At 64.7% G+C, this 21,334-nt stretch carries 20 protein-coding genes; 7 read left to right on the forward strand and 13 right to left on the reverse strand.

Annotation, left to right across the window (positions count from 1 at the left end; genetic code table 11):
* On the forward strand, positions 1-460 hold a 460-nt coding region (locus ACXR2T_RS03030; RefSeq protein ID WP_489945481.1), incomplete at its 5' end, for a hypothetical protein.
* A 58-nt stretch (positions 461-518) separates the two neighbouring features.
* On the opposite strand, the gene ACXR2T_RS03035 is transcribed toward ACXR2T_RS03030, so the two are convergent.
* From ACXR2T_RS03035 to trmB, 4 genes are all read right to left on the reverse strand, one after another.
* Positions 519-1,505, reverse strand: a complete 987-nt coding sequence (locus tag ACXR2T_RS03035) for an NAD(P)H-dependent flavin oxidoreductase (RefSeq protein WP_458837852.1) — start codon at positions 1,503-1,505, stop codon at positions 519-521.
* A gap of 15 nt (positions 1,506-1,520) precedes the next feature.
* The gene (locus ACXR2T_RS03040) at positions 1,521-2,426 is read right to left on the reverse strand and encodes a flavin reductase family protein (RefSeq protein WP_458837853.1); all 906 of its coding nucleotides are present in this window, start codon (positions 2,424-2,426) and stop codon (positions 1,521-1,523) included.
* Positions 2,427-2,582: 156 nt separating this feature from the next.
* A complete protein-coding gene (locus tag ACXR2T_RS03045) occupies positions 2,583-3,752 on the reverse strand; it encodes a HEAT repeat domain-containing protein (protein WP_489945482.1) in 1,170 nt (389 codons plus the stop codon).
* A gap of 301 nt (positions 3,753-4,053) precedes the next feature.
* Entirely contained in the window at positions 4,054-4,800 is a 747-nt protein-coding gene (gene trmB, locus ACXR2T_RS03050; RefSeq protein ID WP_458837855.1) for a tRNA (guanosine(46)-N7)-methyltransferase TrmB, read from the reverse strand.
* Between the two features lie 78 nt (positions 4,801-4,878).
* Between trmB and aroQ the strand changes: the two genes are divergently transcribed.
* Positions 4,879-5,319 carry a type II 3-dehydroquinate dehydratase gene (aroQ, locus tag ACXR2T_RS03055; protein WP_458837856.1) on the forward strand — a complete coding sequence of 147 codons (441 nt, stop codon included), beginning with the start codon at positions 4,879-4,881 and terminating at the stop codon, positions 5,317-5,319.
* A 79-nt stretch (positions 5,320-5,398) separates the two neighbouring features.
* On the opposite strand, the gene ACXR2T_RS03060 is transcribed toward aroQ, so the two are convergent.
* Entirely contained in the window at positions 5,399-6,307 is a 909-nt protein-coding gene (locus ACXR2T_RS03060; protein ID WP_458837857.1) for a CPBP family glutamic-type intramembrane protease, read from the reverse strand.
* 93 nt (positions 6,308-6,400) lie between these two features.
* Here ACXR2T_RS03060 and ACXR2T_RS03065 point away from each other — a divergent pair, with 93 nt between their 5' ends.
* Positions 6,401-8,764, forward strand: a complete 2,364-nt coding sequence (locus tag ACXR2T_RS03065; protein ID WP_458837858.1) for an ATP-binding cassette domain-containing protein — start codon at positions 6,401-6,403, stop codon at positions 8,762-8,764.
* Here the strand turns inward: ACXR2T_RS03065 and ACXR2T_RS03070 are convergent.
* The 7 genes from ACXR2T_RS03070 to rsmI all read right to left on the reverse strand — a co-directional run bounded on the left by ACXR2T_RS03070 (position 8,754) and on the right by rsmI (position 16,176).
* On the reverse strand, positions 8,754-9,806 hold the full coding sequence (locus ACXR2T_RS03070) for an LOG family protein (RefSeq protein ID WP_458837859.1): 1,053 nt from the start codon (positions 9,804-9,806) through the stop codon (positions 8,754-8,756). The two genes, ACXR2T_RS03065 and ACXR2T_RS03070, sit on opposite strands and share 11 nt — an antisense overlap.
* A 16-nt stretch (positions 9,807-9,822) precedes the next feature.
* Positions 9,823-10,953 (reverse strand): flavodoxin-dependent (E)-4-hydroxy-3-methylbut-2-enyl-diphosphate synthase, encoded by a 1,131-nt coding sequence (ispG, locus tag ACXR2T_RS03075; RefSeq protein ID WP_458813594.1) that lies wholly within the window; start codon positions 10,951-10,953, stop codon positions 9,823-9,825.
* Positions 10,954-11,071: 118 nt separating this feature from the next.
* A complete protein-coding gene (locus ACXR2T_RS03080) occupies positions 11,072-12,445 on the reverse strand; it encodes a M50 family metallopeptidase (RefSeq protein WP_458837860.1) in 1,374 nt (457 codons plus the stop codon).
* Positions 12,446-12,504: 59 nt separating this feature from the next.
* Positions 12,505-13,593, reverse strand: coding sequence for a 1-deoxy-D-xylulose-5-phosphate reductoisomerase (gene dxr, locus ACXR2T_RS03085; RefSeq protein WP_458837861.1), 1,089 nt, complete (start codon positions 13,591-13,593; stop codon positions 12,505-12,507).
* A 102-nt stretch (positions 13,594-13,695) separates the two neighbouring features.
* Entirely contained in the window at positions 13,696-14,727 is a 1,032-nt protein-coding gene (locus tag ACXR2T_RS03090) for an FKBP-type peptidyl-prolyl cis-trans isomerase (RefSeq protein WP_458837862.1), read from the reverse strand.
* 114 nt (positions 14,728-14,841) lie between these two features.
* Positions 14,842-15,312, reverse strand: coding sequence for a hypothetical protein (locus ACXR2T_RS03095; RefSeq protein WP_458813544.1), 471 nt, complete (start codon positions 15,310-15,312; stop codon positions 14,842-14,844).
* 48 nt (positions 15,313-15,360) lie between these two features.
* Entirely contained in the window at positions 15,361-16,176 is an 816-nt protein-coding gene (rsmI, locus tag ACXR2T_RS03100; protein ID WP_458813546.1) for a 16S rRNA (cytidine(1402)-2'-O)-methyltransferase, read from the reverse strand.
* Positions 16,177-16,239: 63 nt separating this feature from the next.
* Between rsmI and ACXR2T_RS03105 the strand changes: the two genes are divergently transcribed.
* Together ACXR2T_RS03105 and ACXR2T_RS03110 are read left to right on the forward strand one after the other, a co-directional pair.
* Positions 16,240-17,340, forward strand: a complete 1,101-nt coding sequence (locus ACXR2T_RS03105) for a DsbA family protein (RefSeq protein ID WP_458837863.1) — start codon at positions 16,240-16,242, stop codon at positions 17,338-17,340.
* Positions 17,341-17,386: 46 nt separating this feature from the next.
* Entirely contained in the window at positions 17,387-18,631 is a 1,245-nt protein-coding gene (locus ACXR2T_RS03110; RefSeq protein ID WP_458813550.1) for an MFS transporter, read from the forward strand.
* Positions 18,632-18,698: 67 nt separating this feature from the next.
* Here the strand turns inward: ACXR2T_RS03110 and ACXR2T_RS03115 are convergent, their stop codons facing one another.
* On the reverse strand, positions 18,699-19,331 hold the full coding sequence (locus tag ACXR2T_RS03115; protein ID WP_458813552.1) for a trimeric intracellular cation channel family protein: 633 nt from the start codon (positions 19,329-19,331) through the stop codon (positions 18,699-18,701).
* Between the two features lie 82 nt (positions 19,332-19,413).
* Between ACXR2T_RS03115 and ACXR2T_RS03120 the strand changes: the two genes are divergently transcribed.
* Both ACXR2T_RS03120 and sufU read left to right on the forward strand, forming a co-directional pair.
* A complete protein-coding gene (locus ACXR2T_RS03120; protein WP_458837864.1) occupies positions 19,414-20,709 on the forward strand; it encodes an aminotransferase class V-fold PLP-dependent enzyme in 1,296 nt (431 codons plus the stop codon).
* On the forward strand, positions 20,706-21,176 hold the full coding sequence (gene sufU, locus ACXR2T_RS03125) for a Fe-S cluster assembly sulfur transfer protein SufU (protein WP_458813556.1): 471 nt from the start codon (positions 20,706-20,708) through the stop codon (positions 21,174-21,176). Before ACXR2T_RS03120 ends, sufU begins: the two co-directional genes overlap by 4 nt.
* Positions 21,177-21,334: the final 158 nt, after the last annotated feature.

Below are 21,334 nucleotides of genomic sequence, written 5' to 3' on the forward strand. Positions count from 1 at the left end.
CTCACCAGACAATAACTGCGCTTCAGCGGGCGGTGCTCAACCGGAATACTGGCGGTGCTCAGAAGTCCGAATACTCACTGAAGAGCCCACAGTCGAGGCACCCGCGGCAAAGGAACCCGCGGAGCCCAAGAATTCTGAGGCTGCTCCTGCAGAAGAGTGGACCACCGTTGCGACGATTAGCGGTGCCGCTGATCAGCAATCAGACACGCTTGTCTTGAGCGGCAGCAAGGTGCGCCTGACCTATGATTTCGTCGATACGTCAGGGGCTGGGATGATCGTTGGCGCAATTTACGTGCTTCCCGAAGGCACCGACCTAATGACTGATGGCGGAATCCCCGAGGTCATGGTGTCCGATGCGGGACCGGGCGAGACCTTGCTGCGCAAGAAGGCTGGGGAGTACTTCCTTCGGATCAGTGCGGCCAACGCTTCCTACACGGTTACCGTCGAAGAACTGAAGTAGCGGTTCAAGACCTGATTGAGGGCGGCCTTCGTTTTAGCTTGGTCTCCCTCAATCCGGCCTAACGCTTGCAGCCCGCAAGCTCCCGCAGCACCTCTCGGGCCGGCCGTACCCGCGTCACGAGGTCAACCCCCTGCCCCGCGTCGACCGGCACGACCGTGAAATCCCCTGCCTCGCACGCAGCCCGAAACTCTCGCTTGGCCGCCTCATTCGCAGCGAGTTCGTCCTCGCGCCCCTGCCACTCGATGATGAACGGAGTCGGAATCAGTCGCTCGGGGAATCGTGCTGGCCACGGCCGCTCAAGCGCGACGTCGTAGACGCGGCTCACAAGAGTGCCGGATCCGCGCGCCGCGATCATCGCGGCCCGCGCTGCGGGTGGAGTGAGTGATTCCTCGCACGCCGCGAACGCCGTGCCGACCCAGGCCGCGGCCGCCCCAGCGTTGAGTACACGTCGCACGTCTGCCGAGGTACTCACGGCTCCGGCGGCGAGCACCGGAATCTCGACCGCGGCGAGCACGTCGTCGAGCAGGCTGGCGAGCGGTTCGGCGTGGTCGCCGTGACCGCCGCCCTCAAGCCCTCGTGCGACGATAGCGTCGATACCTGCGTCAGCAGCGGCCTTTGCTTCTTCAACGGTCGCAACCTGCGTGATCGTGTGCGCGCCAGCCGCTCGCGCCTGGTCGATCCACGCGGGGGCTAGGCCTCCGGGCTGCCAATCACCAAAGCTGACCGAGATGAGGGCTGGCATTGCGGCGAGCGCCCGATCGAACATGTCGGGGTGCTTCGCTATCCCCCAGTGGACCATGCCGATACCGAAGGGTAGCCGGGCGGCAGGTTCAAGCGCCGCGAGCTCGCGTTCGAGCGCAGCAGCTGATCCGGCGCTTCCCATGCCGATCATGCCGAGGCCGCCCGCGCGGGACACCGCGGCCGCGAGTTGTCCTCCGGCCGCCCCGCCCATGGGCGCGCAGACGATGGGCGCCGCGAGCCCGAGTGCTTCGGCCCACGAGGTGTTGGCAACGGGCGCGGTGACCGGGGTGTCCTGGTAAGTCATGTGTTTTCCTCTGAACTACGAAAGTTTGAGCGCAGTTGGGTTTGCCGACGCCGCGAGCTGCACGCGGGCCCAGCGCAGTTCGTGCGGATCGGTGAGCGTGGCAAGCTCAGCGATCTCGCCGCCGTCGCAGCGGCGCAGCTCGACGATTGCTTGGTCGTCAGTGACGCTGTGCACACGCCAGGTGCCGCCGTTGAGTTCCCACCGGTCGACGGCCGCTGGGACCTGGGCGACTGGGCTCTTGCGGGTCCACCCCACCTCGGGGCCGCGGTCGAAGAAGTGGCGGTAGGCGTAGATCAGCGGGTGCCAGGCCTCGGGGTCGAGGTGGTCAGTACCGGGAACCGTGATGCTTTCGGCCGCGTGCACACGCACTACCTCGGCCTCGACGATGCCGTAGATGTGAGCGGCTCCGTCGGAGTGCGCACCATCGGTGATGCGCAGCACCCGGGCTTCGAGCTGAATCGGAGCCTCTGCCACCCGCGGCACGTCGACCAGGTCTGATGGTGTGGGCGTGAGCCCGGCACGCTCGAACTTGTGCGGTTCGAACTCATACCCGGGCTTCTCTGCCGGGACGGGGTCTTTGCCTGTGACCCCCGCAAGTCGTTCGACGTGCTGCCACTGGTCGGCGGACGGAAAGTTCACGGTGAGCTCGCCGTGCCGCCGCGCATTGTCGAGCGACTGCCCGCCCTCCTCAAGCCCGAGCACGATGATGCGGCCGAGCGCGAAGTGGCTCGAGGCGGGTGCGAGGTTGGCGGTGCCGTCGGGGTTCTGCGTCGCGACAAGGTAAGCGGGGGTACCGACGTAGAGCACGCTCGGTTCGATGACGCGGTGCGGTGGGAATTCATTCGACAGAGGGTCATCGGACCGTTCGTTCAACCCACTGCTCTTGCCCTCCGTGTCCCGGTCTACAGCTTCGTCGCTCATGCTTCCACCGTACTCCTGCCTCTTCCCTGAAGCTCAGAAGTGTGACGAATGCTTACCACTGCCGACACCACGCAACAAGTGTCGCTATCTCGGTGCAGAGAAGCCCCAGTCGCTCAACCAATCAGCAGATGCCTGTGCGTTTTTTGAATTGGCTTACTAAAAGCTGCCTTTCACGTTTGCTGGATCCGGCACCGAAGAATTCCCCGCCACCCCTGTACGAACCAAGACGTCAGAGTCTTGCGCCAAAACCCTAAACACATCCACCGGAATCGAAGAATTCCCGGCCACCCTCTCACGCACCCCAACTTCGGGGTCTTCTGCAAGAACCCTCAACGCATCCACCGGCACCGAAGAATTCCCGGCCACCCCTGTACGAACCAAGACGTCAGAGTCTTGCGCCAAAACCTTAAACACATCCACCGGAATCGAAGGATTCCTGGCCAACCCTGTACGAACCAAGACGTCGGGGTTTTGCACCAAAACCCTCAACACATCCACTGGCACCGAAGAATTCCCGGCCACCACGATACGAACCCCGACGTCAGGGTCTTGCACCAAAACCCTCAACACATCCACCGGTGCCAAAGAATTCTCGGCCACCCCTGTACGAACCCTGTCGTCGGGGTCTTGCGCCAAAACCCTCAACACATCCACCGGCGCCAAAGAATTCCGGGCCACCCTTTCACGCACCCCAACTTCGGGGTCTTGCGCCAAAACCCTCAAGACTTCCACCGGCGCCGAAGAATTCCCGGCCACCCCTGTACGAACCAAGACGTCAGAGTCTTGCACCAAAACCCTCAACACATCCACCGGCGCCAAAGAATTCCCGGCCACCCCGCTACGAACCCCAGCGTAGGGGCTTTGCGCCAAAACCCTCAACACATCCACCGGCGCCGAAGAATTCCCGGCCACCCCGCTACTAGCCCTAAGGTCGGGGTCTTGCGCCAAAACCCTCAACACATCCACCGGCGCCGAAGACTCCCAGGCCACCTTTTGACGCACCCCGACTTCGGGGTCTTGCGCCAAAACCCTCAACACATCCACCGGAATCGAAGAATTCCCGACCACACCTCCACGGACCTTGTAGTGGGGGTCTTGCGCCAAAACCCTCAACACATCCACCGGCGCCGAAGAATTCCAGGCCACACCGCTACGAACCCTGTCGTCAGGGTCTTGCGCCAAAACCCTCAACACATCCACCGGAATCGAAGAATTCCTGGCCATCTCTTCACGCACCCCGACGTCAGGGTCTTGCGTAAGAACCATCAACACATCCACCTGCATCGAAGAATTCCGGATCAGTCCTGCCCAGTGTGCGCTTGTCATCTCATGCCCTTAGCTTTGGTTTCGTTGTGTACCGAAGTGTAGCAATTGCCGGCCCTTGCAGCAGCGGTTCGCGCGCCCGCTCCCGCGGCCGACCTGCCTGCGCAGTGTGCTCGAGAATCCGCGCCCGTTCGTCTTCGGTGAACCGCACGTTTAACGATTTCGAGCGAGAGTTATCCGTGCGCGGGCGACCGCCACGCACGAATCTTTCTGGTTTGCTCGCGACGAGCAGCAAGGCACGACCATTGGGGTTTCAGCATCCGGGGACTGCTAAACCCCGGTGCAGCCCCAGCCAACCGGGGGCCTACACCCGCGTGTACGTCAGATCACGAATGTCGCGTCCCTTGTCGAGCCCCTTACGCTCGAAGGCGGTCATCACACGGCCCTCGTAACGCTCGGCCCACTCCCCCTCGAACGCGCGCACAAACTCGGGCGCCGCGTCGAGCACCTCGCGCATCTGGTCGGCGTACTCCTGCCAATCGGTCGCGAGGCGCAGAGTGCCCCCCTCGTGCAGCGCACGGTGCGCGATCGCCACGAAATCAGGGTTGATGAGGCGGCGCTTGTTGTGCTTGGCCTTGTGCCAGGGATCCGGAAAGAACACCCAGACCTCATCGACCGAACCCGCCGGCAGGTACTTCTCGAGCAGCTCAGGGGCATTCACCTCAGCGAGCTTGAGGTTGGTCACTCCCGCTTCAACAGCCCCCAGAATCGTGCGGGCGAGACCGCCCTGAAACACCTCGACAGCGAGAAAGTTGCGGTCGGGGTGCTGCTGGCAGGCGTGCAGAATCGCGTGACCCTGCCCTGATCCGACCTCGACCGTGAGCGGAGCATCGCGGCCATACAGCTCGACGGGGTCACCGGTCTGCCCCTCACCGAGGCTCGCCGTCGCCGGGCCGTGCTCAATCGGCAATAGGTACTGGCCGTCGTCGTCGCTCCAGGCACGATCCTGGGACTCGGTCATGCGGCCACCGCGGCGCACGAACGAAACGGGCTTATCGCGAAAGGTCGACGGGTCGTACTGCTTGCGGGTCTGAGGCTGCTGTTCAGTCACCACACAAAGGTACCTTACGGTCGCTGCACGAAGCCCTGCGCCGATACGATGGGGCAAGACCAATTATGAGAGGGCGCCATGACGAGACGCATTTTGCTGGTAAACGGCCCCAACCTAAATCTGCTGGGCACCCGTGAACCCGAGATCTACGGAGCCGAGACGCTCGCAGACGTCGAGGCGCTCGTAGCGCGCGTCGCCCACGAGTACAGCCTCGAGACGCGCAGCGTGCAGAGCAACCACGAGGGCGAGCTCATCGACGCGATCCACGCCGCCCGCGAGGACTGCGCCGCAATCATCATCAACCCTGGTGCCTTCACGCACACCTCGGTCGCGATCCGCGACGCGCTCACCGGCGTCGCGCTGCCGGTCGCCGAGGTGCACATCTCGAACGTGCACGCGCGCGAGACCTTCAGACACCACTCCTACGTGTCAGACATTGCCGAGTGCGTAATCGTGGGCTGCGGCGTGCAGGGCTACGAGTTCGCGGTGCGCCGCGTCGCCACGCTGCTCGCGGGCTGACGCGCGGCAAGGCGGCGAGCACGACGGCTGCTTTCGGATCCGGATCAGTACCCTGCCGCGGCCGATCTCGGCCCGCGAGCTACGCGACGAGCGGAAACCAGTCAAAGAGGCTCGGATTGTGCGCGTGCACGAGCACCGCAAACACAATCGCGTCAAAGATCAAGTGCACCGTGACGACGTATGCGAGTGAGCGCGTGCGCACGAAGATGTACCCCTGCACGAGCGCAAACGGGATCGTGAGCAGCGGCCCCCACGAACGGTAGCCGAGCTCCCAGAGGAACGACACGAATACGATGGCCTGCAAAATGTTGGCGGCCCACATCGGAAAGTGGCGCAGCAGCGCCGCGAACACGGTGCAGACGAAGAACAGTTCGTCCCAAATACCGACGGCACCGACGCCAACGAAGAGCCGCGCAATCTGTGCGGGGGAATCGACGGCGGGCCAGTTCTGGTAGACCCCGGATCCCATGAAGTAGACAGGCAGTAGCAGCCAGGCGAGCCCGATGACCGCGACGAGCCAGGTCCAGTGCAGCCTGCCCCAGCGGCCACCGCCGCGCCACGGAAACCCGGTCGCGCGGTCGCGGTAGATAAAGCGCGAGACGAGGTAGGGCACGAGTACCGCGCCACCGAGGGCGAGCGTGAAACGTATCATTGCCCAGTTGTCGAGCTGTGCGGCAAGCGGAATGAGCCTGACGATACCCAGGCCCAGCGCGATCAACGATAGATCGCGCAGGAGCGAGGGCGGTCGCGGCGCGGTGTCACGGCCGGCCCACAGCTTTCGTTCGTCGCGCGTGAGCGGCAGCGAGCAGGCCGCCCCGCAGCCGCCGCGGTCCGAGTAGCCCGCCGCCGCGAGCCCCATCACGAGCAGCAGCACCCCCGCGAAAACGTCCTCGAACACGAAGAAGGCGGGCGCGGCCAGCACCGTGAGCAGCGCGGCGATGGCCGGCCAGGGTTTCACGGTGAGCTTAATCGGGGGTGCGGTGACCACCCGCCCAGCATACGGTTGTCGTCTGACACGCCGCTAGACATTCGTTGACCGGGAAGCCTGCTCAACGTCGGTGGCACGCGTTACGCTTTCGATATGAACCCCGCACAGCACGTTCACCCCGCCGACGACCACACCATCATTCGCGTGCGCGGCGCCCGCGAGCACAACCTCAAAAGCGTCAATATCGACCTGCCCAAGCGCCGTCTCACCGTGTTTACAGGGGTCTCGGGATCGGGCAAGAGCTCGCTCGTGTTCAGCACGATTGCGGCAGAGTCGCAGCGGCTCATCAACGAGACCTACAGCACCTTTGTGCAGGGCTTCATGCCGCAACAGGCGCGCCCCGATGTCGACGTGCTCGAGGGCCTCACGACCGCGATCATCGTCGATCAAGAGCGCATGGGAGCGAACCCACGCTCGACAGTCGGCACGGCGACCGATGTGAATGCGATGCTCCGGATCATGTATTCGCGCCTCGGGGCGCCGCACATTGGCGGCCCGCAGGCGTTCTCCTTTAGCGTTGCGTCGATTAGCGGCGCGGGTGCCGTCACCCTCGAGAAGGGTGGCAAACAGGTGAAGGAGCGCCGCAGCTTTGAAGTGCTCGGGGGCATGTGCGCCAAGTGTGAGGGTCGCGGCAGTGTAAGTGACTTCGCCCTTGAAGAGCTGTACGACTCATCGAAGTCGCTGAACGATGGCGCGCTCACCGTGCCCGGCTTCAGCATGGACGGCTGGTACGGCCGCGTGTTCGGCGCGATGTTGCCGATGGACACCCCCATCAAGGACTTCACCGAAGAGCAACTGCACGATCTGCTCTATAAGGAGCCACTCAAGGTGAAAGCCGATGGCGTCAACGTCACCTATGAGGGCCTCATACCGCGCATTCAAAAGTCGATGCTGTCGAAAGATCGTGACGCGATGCAGCCCCACATTCGTGCATTCGTGGACCGCGCCATCGTGTTTCACGCGTGCCCCGCCTGTGGCGGCACGCGCCTCAACGACTCGGCCCGCTCCTCGCTCATCGCAGGCCACTCGATCGCCGATGTCTGCGCGATGCAGATCAGTGACCTGACCGAGTGGGTACGCAAGATCGATGATCCGGGGCTTGCGCCGCTGACACAGAAGCTCATCGAGACCCTCGACTCTTTCGTGCAGATTGGGCTCGGGTACCTGAGTCTCGACCGCCCCACCGGCACGCTCTCGGGGGGCGAGTCGCAGCGCACCAAGATGATTCGGCACCTGGGCTCGGCCCTCACCGACGCAACCTACGTATTCGATGAGCCGTCGATTGGGCTCCACCCGCACGACATTCAGCGCATGAATCAGCTGCTGCTCAAGCTGCGCGACAAGGGCAACACGGTGCTCGTGGTGGAGCACAAACCCGAGATGATCGAGATTGCCGACCACGTCGTCGATCTCGGGCCGCAGGCCGGCAGCCACGGCGGCGAGATCTGCTTCGAGGGCACCGTCGAGCAGCTGCGCACCTCGAGCACGCTCACCGGTGTGCACCTCGACGACCGCGCCCGCGTGAAGGAGTCCGTACGAGCAGCGACCGGCACGATCGCGGTGCGCGGGGCGACCGAAAACAACCTCAAGAACGTCGACGTTGATGTTCCGCTTGGCGTGCTGTGCGTGTTCACGGGCGTCGCCGGATCGGGCAAAAGCTCGCTGATTCGCAGCTCGGTGTCGGGCCGTGAAGGGGTGGTGACGGTCGACCAGGGCGCGATTAAGGGCTCGCGCCGGTCGAACCCGGCCACCTATACGGGCCTGCTCGACCCCGTTCGTACCGCCTTCGCAAAAGCCAACGGGGTGAAGCCGGCGCTGTTCAGCGCGAACTCCGAGGGCGCCTGCCCCGAGTGCAAGGGAGCGGGCATCATCTACACCGACCTCGGCATGATGGCGACGATGGAGAGCGTGTGCCCCGTGTGCGACGGTCAGCGCTTCGATGCCGCCGTGCTCGAATACACGCTCGGCGGTAAAAGCATCGCCGAGGTGCTCGACCTATCCATGAGCGACGCGCACGAGTTCTTCGCCCGGGCCGAGTCAAAAGTGCCCAAGGCTGCGAAGATTCTTGCCAAACTGGTGGACGTGGGGATTGGCTACATCAAGTTGGGCCAGCCGCTATCGACGCTGTCGGGTGGCGAGCGGCAGCGTTTGAAGCTTGCGATCCACATGCTCGAGGACGCCGACGTGTACGTGCTCGACGAGCCGACGACCGGGCTGCACCTCGCCGATGTCGAACAGCTGCTCGCGCTGCTCGACCGGCTCGTCGATGCCGGCAAGAGCGTCATTGTGATCGAGCATCACCAGGCGGTGATGGCGCACGCCGACTGGATCATCGACCTCGGTCCCGGCGCCGGTCACGAAGGCGGCACTATCGTGTTCGAGGGCACCCCTGCAGCAATTGTCGCCAGCGCCAAGACGCTCACCGGCCAGCATTTGCGGGCGTACGTTACGCCGTAGCGCTCGCGAGGGCGTTCAGCGCCCTGATCAGGTGGTGCAGATCACCTACCGCCCGTCGCCTGGGTGTGAACACTATGCGCGGCAAATCGAGCTTGTCTTTGTCTGCCACTTCGGGAGCGAGTGGCCCGGTTGCATTGATCCGGCCCTCTTCGAGCAGGCCAGAGAATTGAGCATTGAGCGCGTCGATCTCGTCGTCGGTGGGCGTGGCCTTGAGCCGCAGCACGAGCTGGTGATCAACCCAGCGCAGCGAGTCGTAGTTGTGCCAGAAGCCCGTGACCTCGTTCGTTGCAGCCTCGGCCGAGTCGGTGACGAGTACGCGATCGAGGTCCCCCTCGGCAATGTACCCCCCGCCGGCCAGCTCGTCAGTGATGAAGCTCGCAAAGCGTGTCCAGTACGTCCCGCCGGGGCGGTCGAGCAGCACGATCGGTACCGGGTCCATCTTGCCGGTTTGCTGCAGTGTGAGCAGTTCGAACGCCTCGTCCATGGTGCCAAAGCCCCCGGGCAGGCACACGAACCCGCGCGACTCCTTGACCAGCATCAGCTTACGAGTGAAGAAGTACTTCATCACGACGCGCTGCTCATCGACTGAGTCGGCGCCGAGCTCAAGCTCCTCTTCAAACGGCAGTCGAATCGAGACGCCCAGCGAGTTCTTCGTGCCAGCGCCGGTCGCCGCGGCCTCCATGATGCCGGGGCCCGCTCCGGTCACGACCATCCAACCCTGCGCGGCGAGCTGCTCGGCGACGTCCTCCGTGAGCCGCCACAGCGGATCGAGCGGCTGCGTGCGCGCCGACCCAAACACGGTGACCTTGGGGGCACCGTTAAACGGGGCGAACAGTTTGAATGCGGCCCGCATCTCCTCGACCGCGGCCGCCGTGATCTTGAGGTTGAGCCGGCTCGTCTCGTCGAGCCCCAGGCCGACGCCCGACTCGAGGATGCGGCGCACGAGGGCACGCTGGTGCGTGACCCCGTGCTCGGTGATGATCGCGTCGAGCTCTTCACGCAGCGTCGTCGCGGTGGTCTGAGATTCTAGAGGCAGTGTCACGCCCCCAGTCTAGGCGTTAGCCCGTGACAACCTCGGGGGTGCCCGTCGGCGCGTTATGACCCATCTCGTCGGCGATACGGTTCGCCTCTTCGATAAGCGTCGCCACGATCTCTGACTCAGGTACGGTCTTGATGACCTCGCCCTTCACAAAGATCTGCCCCTTACCGTTCCCCGAGGCAACCCCAAGGTCGGCCTCGCGCGCTTCGCCCGGTCCGTTCACGACGCAGCCCATCACGGCCACGCGCAGCGGCACGCTCATGCCCTCGAGCCCCTTGGTTACCTCGTCGGCAAGGGTGTACACGTCGACCTGTGCGCGACCACAGGACGGGCACGACACGATCTCGAGCTTGCGCTCGCGCAGGTTGAGCGACTGCAGAATCTGCAGGCCCACCTTGACCTCTTCGACGGGGGGAGCCGAGAGCGAGACGCGAATCGTGTCGCCGATGCCCTCAGACAGCAAAATACCAAACGCCGTCGCGCTCTTAATGGTGCCCTGGAACGCGGGGCCCGCCTCGGTCACGCCGAGGTGCAGCGGCCAGTCGCCACGCTCCGCGAGCATGCGGTACGCCTTTACCATCACGATCGGGTCGTTGTGCTTCACCGAAATCTTGAAGTCGTGAAAGTCGTGCTCTTCGAACAGCGACGCCTCCCACACAGCACTCTCAACGAGCGCCTCGGGGGTGGCCTTGCCGTACTTTTGCAGCAGGCGCGGGTCGAGTGACCCCGCGTTGACACCGATGCGCAGCGAAACACCTGCCGCCTTCGCGCGGCGCGCGATCTCGCCGACCTGGTCGTCGAACTTACGAATGTTGCCAGGGTTCACGCGTACGGCGGCGCAGCCTGCGTCGATCGCGGCGTACACGTAGTTCGGCTGAAAGTGAATGTCGGCGATCACCGGAATCTGGCTCTTCATCGCGATGATCGGCAATGCCTCGGCGTCATCGCGGCTCGGGCAGGCGACGCGCACAATGTCGCAGCCGGCAGCCGTCAGCTCGGCAATCTGCTGCAGCGTTGCGTTGATGTTGGTGGTCGGCGTCGTGGTCATCGACTGTACCGATACGGGTGCGTCACCGCCGACCATGACAGAGCCCACCTTGATCTTGCGGGTCTTGCGCCGGGGGGCGAGAACTTCAGGTACCTTCGGCATTCCGAGATTAATTGCAGCCACGAGAAGAGATTCTAGCGTCGCCACCTGCGTACGCGCCCAGTGGCGCGCGAGGCTGGCTGGCTCTGATCGCTCACGCGCCGGATCGGGCCGGGGTGTGTTACCCGAACAGCGACACAGGTTTCACGAGATCGGCGTAGATCAAGAGCACGCTCATCGCGCCGAGCACTACCACCACGGCAAAGGTGACGGGCACCATTTTGGCGGTGTCTACCGGGCCGGGGTCTGGCTTACCGCGCCACTTCGCAATGCGACGCTTGGCACCCTCGTAGAGGGCACCCGCAACGTGCCCGCCGTCGAGCGGCATGAGCGGCACGAGGTTAAAGACGAAGAGCGCGACGTTGAGCGATCCGAGCAGACCGATGAGCGTCTGCGCGCGCGCCGCCACATCGATCTCGCTGGCGCTCGCGACCTCGCCTGCAATACGCCCCACACCCACTACGCTGATGGGGCCGTTGGGGTCGCGCTCTTCGGCGCCAAAGGCGGCGTTCCACACGTCGACCATGCGCTGTGGCAGCCGCACGACGATGCCCACCACCTGCTCGACGTTTTGCCCGACGAACTGCGGCAGCGCCGTGATCGGCTGCCGCACCTGCTCAGTAGCGGGCGTGGCTCCGATCATGCCGACCTGTTCGGTGACGTAGGCGCCGCTCGCGTCGGTGACCGCCTGCCCGTTCGCATCGACGACCGCGCGCTCGTTGGGCTGGGGCGTGAGCCTCACGGCCTCCTGAGTGCCATCTCGCTCGATGACGACGGCGAGCGGAGTACCCGGGGCATTGCCGACCATGGCCCGAAACTGTTCCCAGCTATCGATGTGCGTGCCGTCAACTTCGAGGATCTTGTCGCCCGGGCGCAGACCCGCCGCGGCGCCCGGCGCTGCGGGGTCGGCCGAGCTACAGGTCGTAGCATCGCTCGAAGCGGGGGTCAGGCATTCACTGACATGCCCCAGCGTCGTCGTGTACTGCGGCACTCCAAATCCCACGAGCACGATGCCAAAGAAGACAAACGCGAGCACAAGGTTCATGAACGGCCCACCGAGCATGATGGTGATCTTTTTCCACACCGGCAGCCGATAGAACGTGCGGTGGTCTTCGCCCTCGCCGATTGTCTCAGCACTCGCGAGCCGCGCGTCGTCCACGAGGCCCGCGAGCCCGCGACGCTCGGGCGCACCCTCTTCAACCACCGAGTTCAAGAACCCCGTCGTTGAAGCGCGGGGCTTCTCCCCCGGCTTTTGTGGCGGGTACATGCCGGTCATCGCCACGTACCCGCCCAGCGGAATCGCTTTGACTCCGTACTCGGTTTCGCCCTTCTTGCGCGACCACAGGGTCTTGCCGAAGCCGACCATGTACTGCGTCACTTTCACGCCAAACAGCTTGGCAGGCACCAGATGCCCGATCTCGTGCAGCCCGATGGATACGGCAAGACCCACGAGGATGATCAGGATCCCCAGCACATACAGCAGCACGTCAATCACGCGTTTAGCGTACTGGCCCGTGCTGTGGCGCGACAGTGAGCCCGCTGAGAGGCGAGACCCTACGCCGCGTGGCCCGCAATCACTTTCTCGGCCCGCTCGCGCGCCCAGCGCTCCGCCTCGGCGAGCGTGTCGAGCGTGAGTGTGGCGGGTGCCTCGTGCGCTTCGAGCACCTCACGCACCGTGTCAACGATGCCGGTGAACGGAATGCGCCCCTCGTGAAACGCGTCGACGGCCTCCTCGTTTGCAGCGTTGAACACGGCGGGGAACGTCTTGCGGGCGCGGCCGACCTCTTTGGCTACGTTGACCGCGGGGAACGCGGCCTCGTCGAGCGGCTCAAACTCCCAGGTCTGCGCGGTCGTCCAGTCCAGGGGCGTGCCGACACCGCCCAGGCGGTCGGGCCAGGTGAGCCCCAGGGCAATGGGCAGCCGCATGTCGGGCGGTGATGCCTGCGCGATCGTTGAACCGTCGATGAACTCGACCATCGAGTGCACAATTGACTGCGGGTGCACTACGACGTCAATGTCCCCGTACGACACGTCAAACAGCAGGTGAGCCTCGATCACTTCGAGCCCCTTGTTGACGAGCGTGGCCGAATTGGTCGTAACCACGCGGCCCATGTCCCAGGTGGGGTGCGCCAGTGCCTGTGCCGGGGTTACCTGTTCGAGTTCGGCCCGCGTGCGGCCACGAAACGGACCGCCCGAAGCGGTGAGCACGAGCCTGCGCACTTCGCCCGCCGTGCCAGAGCGCAGGGCCTGCGCGATGGCGGAGTGTTCTGAGTCGACGGGCACGATCTGCCCGGGCGCCGCGAAGTCTTTCACGAGGTCGCCGCCCACGATGAGCGACTCTTTGTTTGCCAGCGCAAGGGTGCGCCCGGCCTTGAGCGCGGCGATGGTCGGTGCCAGCCCCACGGAGCCGGTGATGCCATTGAGCACCAGGTCGGCGTCGACGTCTTCGATCAGCTGCACGGCCTCGCGCGCCCCGAGACCCGTGTGCTCGACATTGAACTCTTCGGCCTGCTCGGCGACGCGGGCAGCATTCGTGCCCGCCACGAGCCCCGCAATCTGAAACTTCTCGGGATTCGCTCGTATAACGTCGAGCGCCTGCTCACCGATCGAACCCGTTGACCCCAAAATAATGACGCGCTTCATGCCCCTATTGTGCCGGATCGGGCCGCCTCGCACTTAGGCCACGCAAAACCGCCCCGCTCCCAGCAGTGAAGCCAGGGGCGAGGCGGTAACAAGATAAGCGCGCTATTCTGCGTGCACGGTGCCCAGGATATCGAGCACAAACACCATCACATCGTCGGGCTTGTGCCCCATGCTCTCGAGCTGGGCCGCACCGTAACCACCGTCTTCTGCGGGCACAACCGAGATGATCTGTGAGCCGACCTTCTGGCCTTCAAGTGCCTTCTGGAACCCGCCGATCACACCGTTCGTAGTAAACGGCACGGGCTCGCCACGGCTCCAGCTTGAGTCAAACTCTTCGCCGGTGCTCCAGATCACACCGCGGTAGTTGACGTAGACGCGGTCGCCGGGCTCGACGGTTTCGCCGTCGCCTTCGATAATCGTTGCGATCTCGAGCTTCTCGGGAGCATTCACACCCTCGGGGATGGTGATCGTAGGTTCACCGTTCTTCGCCAGTTTCACGGTCGGGAATCCCTCGGGGGCGGCCTTCGCTTTGCCCTCGGCCTTCTTCAGCAGGTCTTCCATCTCGAGGGTGCCGGGTTCGTTTGTCGCCGCTGGGGTGTCAGAGATTTCACCGAACTGAAGCAAAAATACGAAGGAGTCAGAGTCTTTCACGCCCTTGACGGGCAGATCTGCGGGCTTCGTCTCCCCAAACACCTCGGCGTACGGTGCAACGACGGCAACCTGCTGGCCCGAGACCGCGCAGCGCATGGCTTCTTCAAGCCACCCCGAATAGGCCCCGGTCTGGTACGCCGCATCGGTGGCAGGAGCCTTCTCGACCTCAGACCCGTCGCGTCCGTTCAGCACCGACATTGCCACCGAAGTCGTCTGGCCACTCTCGATGACCTTACCCTCGCCCGACTTCAACACGGTGCGCTGCATGTCCTTCACCTTGATCGGTGTCTTCGACGTGATCTTGGCATCGGTGCCCACTTCGCCCGAGATCTTGATCGCCTTGCTCGCATCGCCCGCGGCGAGGCATTCCTTGCCCGCAGCGTCCTTCGTAACGTCGCCTCCGGTGCCACCCCCCGCCGAGCAGCCGGTGACAAGCAGCGCGCCCGCGAGGGCCGCAGGCAGAAGTGCGCGGGTAATGTTCACGTGAGTGGATTCCTAACTCATGGAAGGGGAGCCGGCCGCGCCGGCGCAGTGGTTTCGAGTATTCCGCACGCGCCTATCTTGATGCTGAGAGGCGGCTTAGCGAACACTGCAGGGTCAGCGTTTGGTCATCTGAGCAAGCAGCGCACGCGCGCCCATTACGGCGGCGACCACGAGCAGCGTGAGAGATGCCACATCACACGCGATGTATACGTAGTGCCACATCGATTCGCCTGGGTTCGCTCCCGCGAGCACGAGGTCTGTGCGAGCGTTCAACGGCGGGCGCACAAACACGACTTTTGCCACAAAGACTGCGGCAAGCCCAGCCCACACTGCGAGTCTGCGGCCGTCAATGCGGTAGGCCGCGGGCCAGAATGAGAGCACCGTGAATGCAAACAGCACAAGTCCCTCGGCCACGTTCAGCGCGGCGAAAACGAGTCTGCCAATTCCGAGTCCCAGCGGAATGGTGATGCCCGGTGCTTGAAACTTGAGCGGCGCTTCAATGAACGAGATCGCGGCGACCATGCCAAACCACAAAACGGGCAGCACAAGACGCCACAGTTCGATGGTTACGGCCTTCTTTTGCATGAATGCTCCTGTTAGTTCGGGGTGGTGTGGATTCTGCGACGCCGGCAATTACTTGGCGGCGAGCGCGGCGGCGTACAGGTCGCGTGCCGAGAGCCCCGTGGCCTCGGCGACTTCGCGGGTAGCGTCCTTTAGGCGAGTTCCCGCAGCGACGAGCTGTTGCACGCTGGCGAGGGCGTCTTCGGGCGAGGTGGCCTTCTCCTCCCCTGGAGCGACGACGATCACAATCTCACCCTTCACACCAGCTGCCGCCCAGCCTGCAAGCTCTTCGAGCCCACCTCGTTTGACCTCTTCGTGCAGCTTGGTGAGCTCGCGGCAGACGGCGGCGGGGCGATCCGGCCCCAGATGCGTCGCAAAGTCAGCGAGCGTCGCGGCGAGCCTTGAGGGTGATTCAAAGAACACGAGCGTGCGGCGCTCGTGCTTAAGGCCTGAGAGCAGCCGGGCGCGCTCCCCCGCTTTGCGCGGCACGAAGCCCTCGAACGCGAAGCGGTCGGTGGGCAGCCCCGAGACGGCGAGCGCGGTGACGACAGCGCTGGGGCCGGGAATGCAGGTGACGTCGACGCCCGCCTCTGCCGCGAGCTGCACGACTCGAAAGCCGGGGTCTGACACGGTGGGCATGCCCGCGTCGCTCACGAGCACGATGTCTTCGTCGCGGGCGCGCTCGACGAGCGTTGCCGCGCGTTCGTGCTCGTTGTGGTCGTGGAGAGCCACGAGTTCTGGACGGTTCTCGATGCCGAGCAGGCGCAACAGCGAAATCGTATGTCGGGTGTCTTCGGCCGCGATCACCGTCGCAGCCTCGAAGGTTTCGCGCAGCCGCGTAGAGGCGTCGCCGAGGTTGCCGATGGGGGTGGCCGCGAGCAAGATCATGGTTCCATCGTAGGCGCTGCCCGGTGAGCGTTTGCGCAGCGCCCGCCTGCCACAATTGAGAGCATGAGCGACCCCGTTGGAACTGATATTCACCCCCACCTCAAACCGGCTGCGGGGCGCGGCGCGGCTATCACAGCGATGGCGCTGGGACTCGCGGCCCTTGTCACCGTGCTCGTGGCGGTGTTCTATCTGCCGCTCATGCTCATCGTTGGGGCTGGCCTCGCTATCGCCGCGGTCGTATTTGGCGGCATCGCGATCGCGAAGCGCGGCCCGCGGGCGCCGGGCATCACGGGGCTTACGGCGGGAGCCTTGGCCCTCGCACTTGCGGTGAGCACAGTGGCTTTTGGTGCCGGCACCCTCGGGCTTCACGCGCTCATGGGCTTGGCCTCACAGGCGAGCATGGGCAACATGGGCAACATGGGAGGTAAGACTGACGCCAATACCGACGACCCAGCCAGCGCCAATGTCGAGTGGCCCGCTAACTTTGCGACCGGCGGCATCATGTTCACCGGCGGCAAGGATGGCGAGATGCGCGTCATCGAAAGCGAGCCGCTGCCCGATAACTCATTCCCCGACGTGTCTGAGCTGCCGGCCGGGCCCGACGGCGTAGCGCCCAACCGCATTCAGGTCTACCTTGACTACCGCTGCCCAGCCTGCCTCACCTTTGAGTCGGCCAACGGTGACACCCTGGAGCGGGCTGCCAGGGCTGGCGCGGTCGTCGAACTACAACCCCTGACCTTCCTCGACAGCGCATCGGCTGGCACCTACTATTCGTCACGCGTCTCGGGCGCGATGGCGTGCGTCGCCGAGCACCAGCCCACGGCCGCCTGGAGCGCGCACGTCGCACTATTGAGCCCCGAGTTCCAACCCGAGGGCGGCACGGAAGGCCCCGATAACGCCGCGGTCATCGACCGTATCGAGGGCGCGGCCGGCGCGCTGAACGGTGCTGCCAGACGCTGCATCACTGAAGAACAGCACGTCATCTTTGCGCAGGCCCTCAGCAATTGGATCAGCACCAACCCCGTGCCGCGGTCTGAGACGAGCGACCTGCGAGTGGCGGGCACACCACTCGTGCTCGCGGACGGGGTCGCGTTTACCGGCGACATCTCTGATCCCGGCGCCTTCACTCAGTTCCTCGAGCAGCAGGGAGTGCCGCTCGGGTAGCGCGTAGGCCCTGTGGGTAGGCTCGGCCTGTTAGACTCGCTCGGCTATGGAGAATTCGAACGCGCAGCCCAACGTCACCGTCATCTCGCGCACGGGGTTCGCCTACTTTCCGATCGCGCTTGTCGCGCGGCTGCCATTCGCGATGGTGGTTATTGGGGTACTCACCCTGATCGTGTCGGCGCGCGACTCTGTCGAGCTCGGCGGTTTCAACTCGGCTGTGGTGGGCCTCGGTGTCGCCTGCTGCGGGCCGCTCATCGGGGCAGCTGCTGACCGGTTCGGGCAGCGGCCCACGCTGCTCGCGACAGCCGCGGTGAACTCGCTGCTGCTCGGGCTGCTCGCATGGGTCGCGCTCAGTGACCTACCCGTATGGGTCATGTTTGTGTCGTCGTTCTTGGTGGGCGCCACTGTGCCGCAGATCTCACCAATGTCGCGGGCCAGGCTCGTGAGCGTGATCCAGAAGGACATTCCAGTCGCGCACCGGTCACGCACCCTCACTTCGACCTTCGCCTACGAGTCGGCAGCCGACGAGGTCATCTTCGTGTTTGGTCCTGTGACGGTGGGACTCCTCGCCACGACGCTCGGCGCGTGGGCGCCCGTCGTTGGAGCGGGTGTGCTCACCCTCATCTTCGTGACCGCGTTCGCATTACACCCCACCGGCGCCAAGGCTCAACCGGTGCCAGGCTCGGCACCCCCAGAGGTCTCGCCCGTAAGCGAGCTGTGGCGGCCTGCGCTGCTCGTCACCGTCGTCGGCATCTTTGGGGTGGGCATGTTTTTTGGCTCAATGCTCACCTCGCTCACGTCGTTTATGCAGGATCAGGGCGACGCTGAGCAAGCCGGCCTGATCTATGGTGTCATGGGCATAGGATCTGCGATCTTTGCGATCGGTGTGGCTTGGCTGTCGCCCAAATTCACGCTGCGTGCACGCTGGCTCGTATTCGCACTGCTCATCCTTGGGGGTGCTGTCTTCTTGCAGACCGCACACGATCTGCCCCGCATGATCGCAGCCCTCGCTGTCATGGGCATTGGCATCGGTCCGCTGCTCGTGACGCTCTACAGCTTTGGCGCGCACCGTACCCCGGCGGGCCGCGGCGCTACCGTGATGGCAATGCTCGGCACCGGGATCATGGTCGGCCAATCATTCTCGGCCGCCGCGACCGGCGTCGTCGCCGAACAGGTCAGCACGCAAGCCTCGCTGATACTCCCACTCGTTTCGGCCGCCGTCGCCTGCGGCGCGGGTATCATCAACTGGTTTCTGACGCCCGCGGGCCCCGAGCCCGCGCTCGCGGGTTAGGGCGCCAGGCCCCGATCCGGCACTGTATTCTCGCCGCCGATCTTGCTCAGCAAGATGTTGCGCCGGATCATCCCGTCTGCTCACCGCGCATCTTCGGTTTGGGGAGGTGCCAGCCGCGGGCGACCGAGATCAGTCGGAGCGCGATCGCGCAGGCGCCGCCTGCGATCGTCGCGATGCTCGCGGTGGCGCCGAGCGACAGCGCGCCCGCGGCGATCGCGGCGCCCAGAATCGCCGATACCGCGTAGAGTTCGCGGGTGAGCACGCCCGGCACCGTGTTGACAAGCACATCGCGCACGACTCCGCCGCCCACGGCGGTGATCGTGCCGACCATGATGGCGACGATCGGGTCGCTGCCCGTCGTGAGTGCACCGACCGTGCTGCCAGCCGAGAACAACCCGAGCCCGAACGCGTCAAACACGATCTCAAACCGGCGAATGCGAGCGAGGCCCGGGTGAATGAAGAACACCGCGAGTGAAGCAGCAAGCGCTGTCGCGAGGTAGGGCCAGTGCGTGAGCGAGACGGGCGGGTGCACGCCGAGCAGCAGATCGCGGATGATGCCCCCGCCAATGCCAGTGGCCGAACCGACGACGAGAATGCCGAGCAGATCGAGCCCGCGGCGCACGCCCACGAGCGCGCCCGAGATTGCGAACGCGCTGATTCCGACTAGCTGCAGTGCTTCATACACAATCACGCCCAACACGACGTTGATTGTAGCGGGCGGAATAGTCTGATGTTGCTCCTCGTTACAGTAGGAGTCAGCCGTCAGTGGAAGAATGGAACACATGTCAGCCCTTACCGCCGCTGAGGTCGTAGACCTTCGCGCCGCATTCCCGTACTTCGCTTCTGAGCCCGCTTCGGGCGCGCTCACCCCCGCATACCTCGACTCGGCAGCGACCTCGCAGCGCCCCACCGCGGTGCTTGATGCCGAGCGCGAGTTTTTGGAGCACCACAACGCGGCAGTACACCGCGGCACGAGCGGAGCGGTGGGCGAGGCGACCCTCGCATTTGAGGGGGCGCGCGCGGCGGTCGCACGTTTTGTGGGGGCCGAGACGCCCGAGCAGATCGTGTGGGCTGAGAACGCCACCGACGCACTCAACATCGTCGCGCTCGGAATCGGTGAGGCGAACGCCGGGCTCGGGGTGGCGGGTTCTGAGCGGTATGCGTTGGGTGCCGGTGACGAGATTCTTGTTACCGAAGCTGAGCACCATGCCAACCTGATTCCGTGGCAGCGACTCGCTGTGAAAACGGGTGCGACGCTGCGCCACATTGCCGTGAACGAGCACGGCACGTGGAGCCTGGATGACGCTCGCGCCGCTATCAACGAGCGCACCCGCATCGTGGCGTTCGCGCACGTTTCGAACGTGACCGGTTTTGTGGCACCCATCGCAGGCGTCGTCGAACTCGCGCGCTCGGTGGGCGCCGTCACCGTGCTCGATGCGTGCCAGTCGGTGCCGCACATTCCCGTCGATTTTGCGGCACTCGGTGTCGACTTTGCCGCGTTCTCAGGGCACAAGATGCTCGGGCCCAACGGTATTGGTGTGCTCTATGGCCGCCCCGAGATGCTGGCGGCGCTGCCGCCCGCCCGCACGGGTGGGTCAGCGATCACGCGCGTCACCATGGAGAGCGCAGAGTTCATGCCCGCGCCGTTGCGGTTTGAGCCGGGCACGCAGCCGGTGTCGCAGGTCGTGGGTCTCGGCGCCGCAGTCTCGTTTCTCTCTGACGTTGGGATGGAGCGGGCGGCCGCGCGGGAGCACGAGCTCGTCGAACGGCTCGTGGCCGGCATCCTTGAGACGCCCGGGCTGCGGCTGCTCGGCCCGCAGGGCACCACTGATCGTGTCGCTTTGGCCGCGGTGTCGGTCGATAACCTGCACGCGCACGACGTGGGACAGTATCTTGACGAGCAGGGCGTGCTGGTGCGCGTGGGGCACCACTGCGCGCAGCCGCTGCACCGCACCTTTGGCATCGCCTCGAGCACCCGTGCGAGTGTGCACTTGACCACCACAGAAGACGAGGTCGATCGGTTCCTCGACGCGCTCCGCGGCGCCCAGCGGTACTTCGGAGTGGAGGTGTCGGCGTGAGCGCGCTCGACGGTCTGTACCAAGAACTTATTCTCGACCATTCAAAGCGCCCCATCGGCAAGGGCGAGCTCGCTGAGCATCCCGGCGCTCGCACGGCGTCGCACCACGAGTTCAATCCGAGCTGCGGTGACGAAATCGATCTGTCCATCGCGGTCGACCCGGCCACCGGGCGCATCTCGCAGCTCGCTTGGCAGGGCCAGGGCTGTTCGATCTCGATGGCGTCGGCGTCGATCCTGTCGCAGCTGGTGCGTGACGAAGAACTGACGATGGACGCTGCGCGCGAGAAGATCGCCGCGTTTCGCGAGATGATTCAGACGCGCGGTGAACAAGAGCCCGACGAAGAGGTGCTCGGCGACGCTGTTGCGTTGCAGGGAGTCGCAAAGTACGTGATGCGCGTCAAGTGCGCCATGCTCGGCTGGGTGGCACTCGAGGCCGACATCACGCAGGTCGAGGCGCAGGCGAGCTAGCCCGCGCCCCAATACGTCAGAAAGCCGCGCCCCCATACTGTTGGGCGGCGCGGCTTTACTGTTGGATTAGCTTCGTCCACAGGCACCAAATTTCACGAATTTTGGTGAGTTCTGCGATTGCCTGTGCATAACCCGCACAGGCGCATTTTTGAGCGCAG

Source organism: Leucobacter faecis (genome assembly GCF_054456635.2).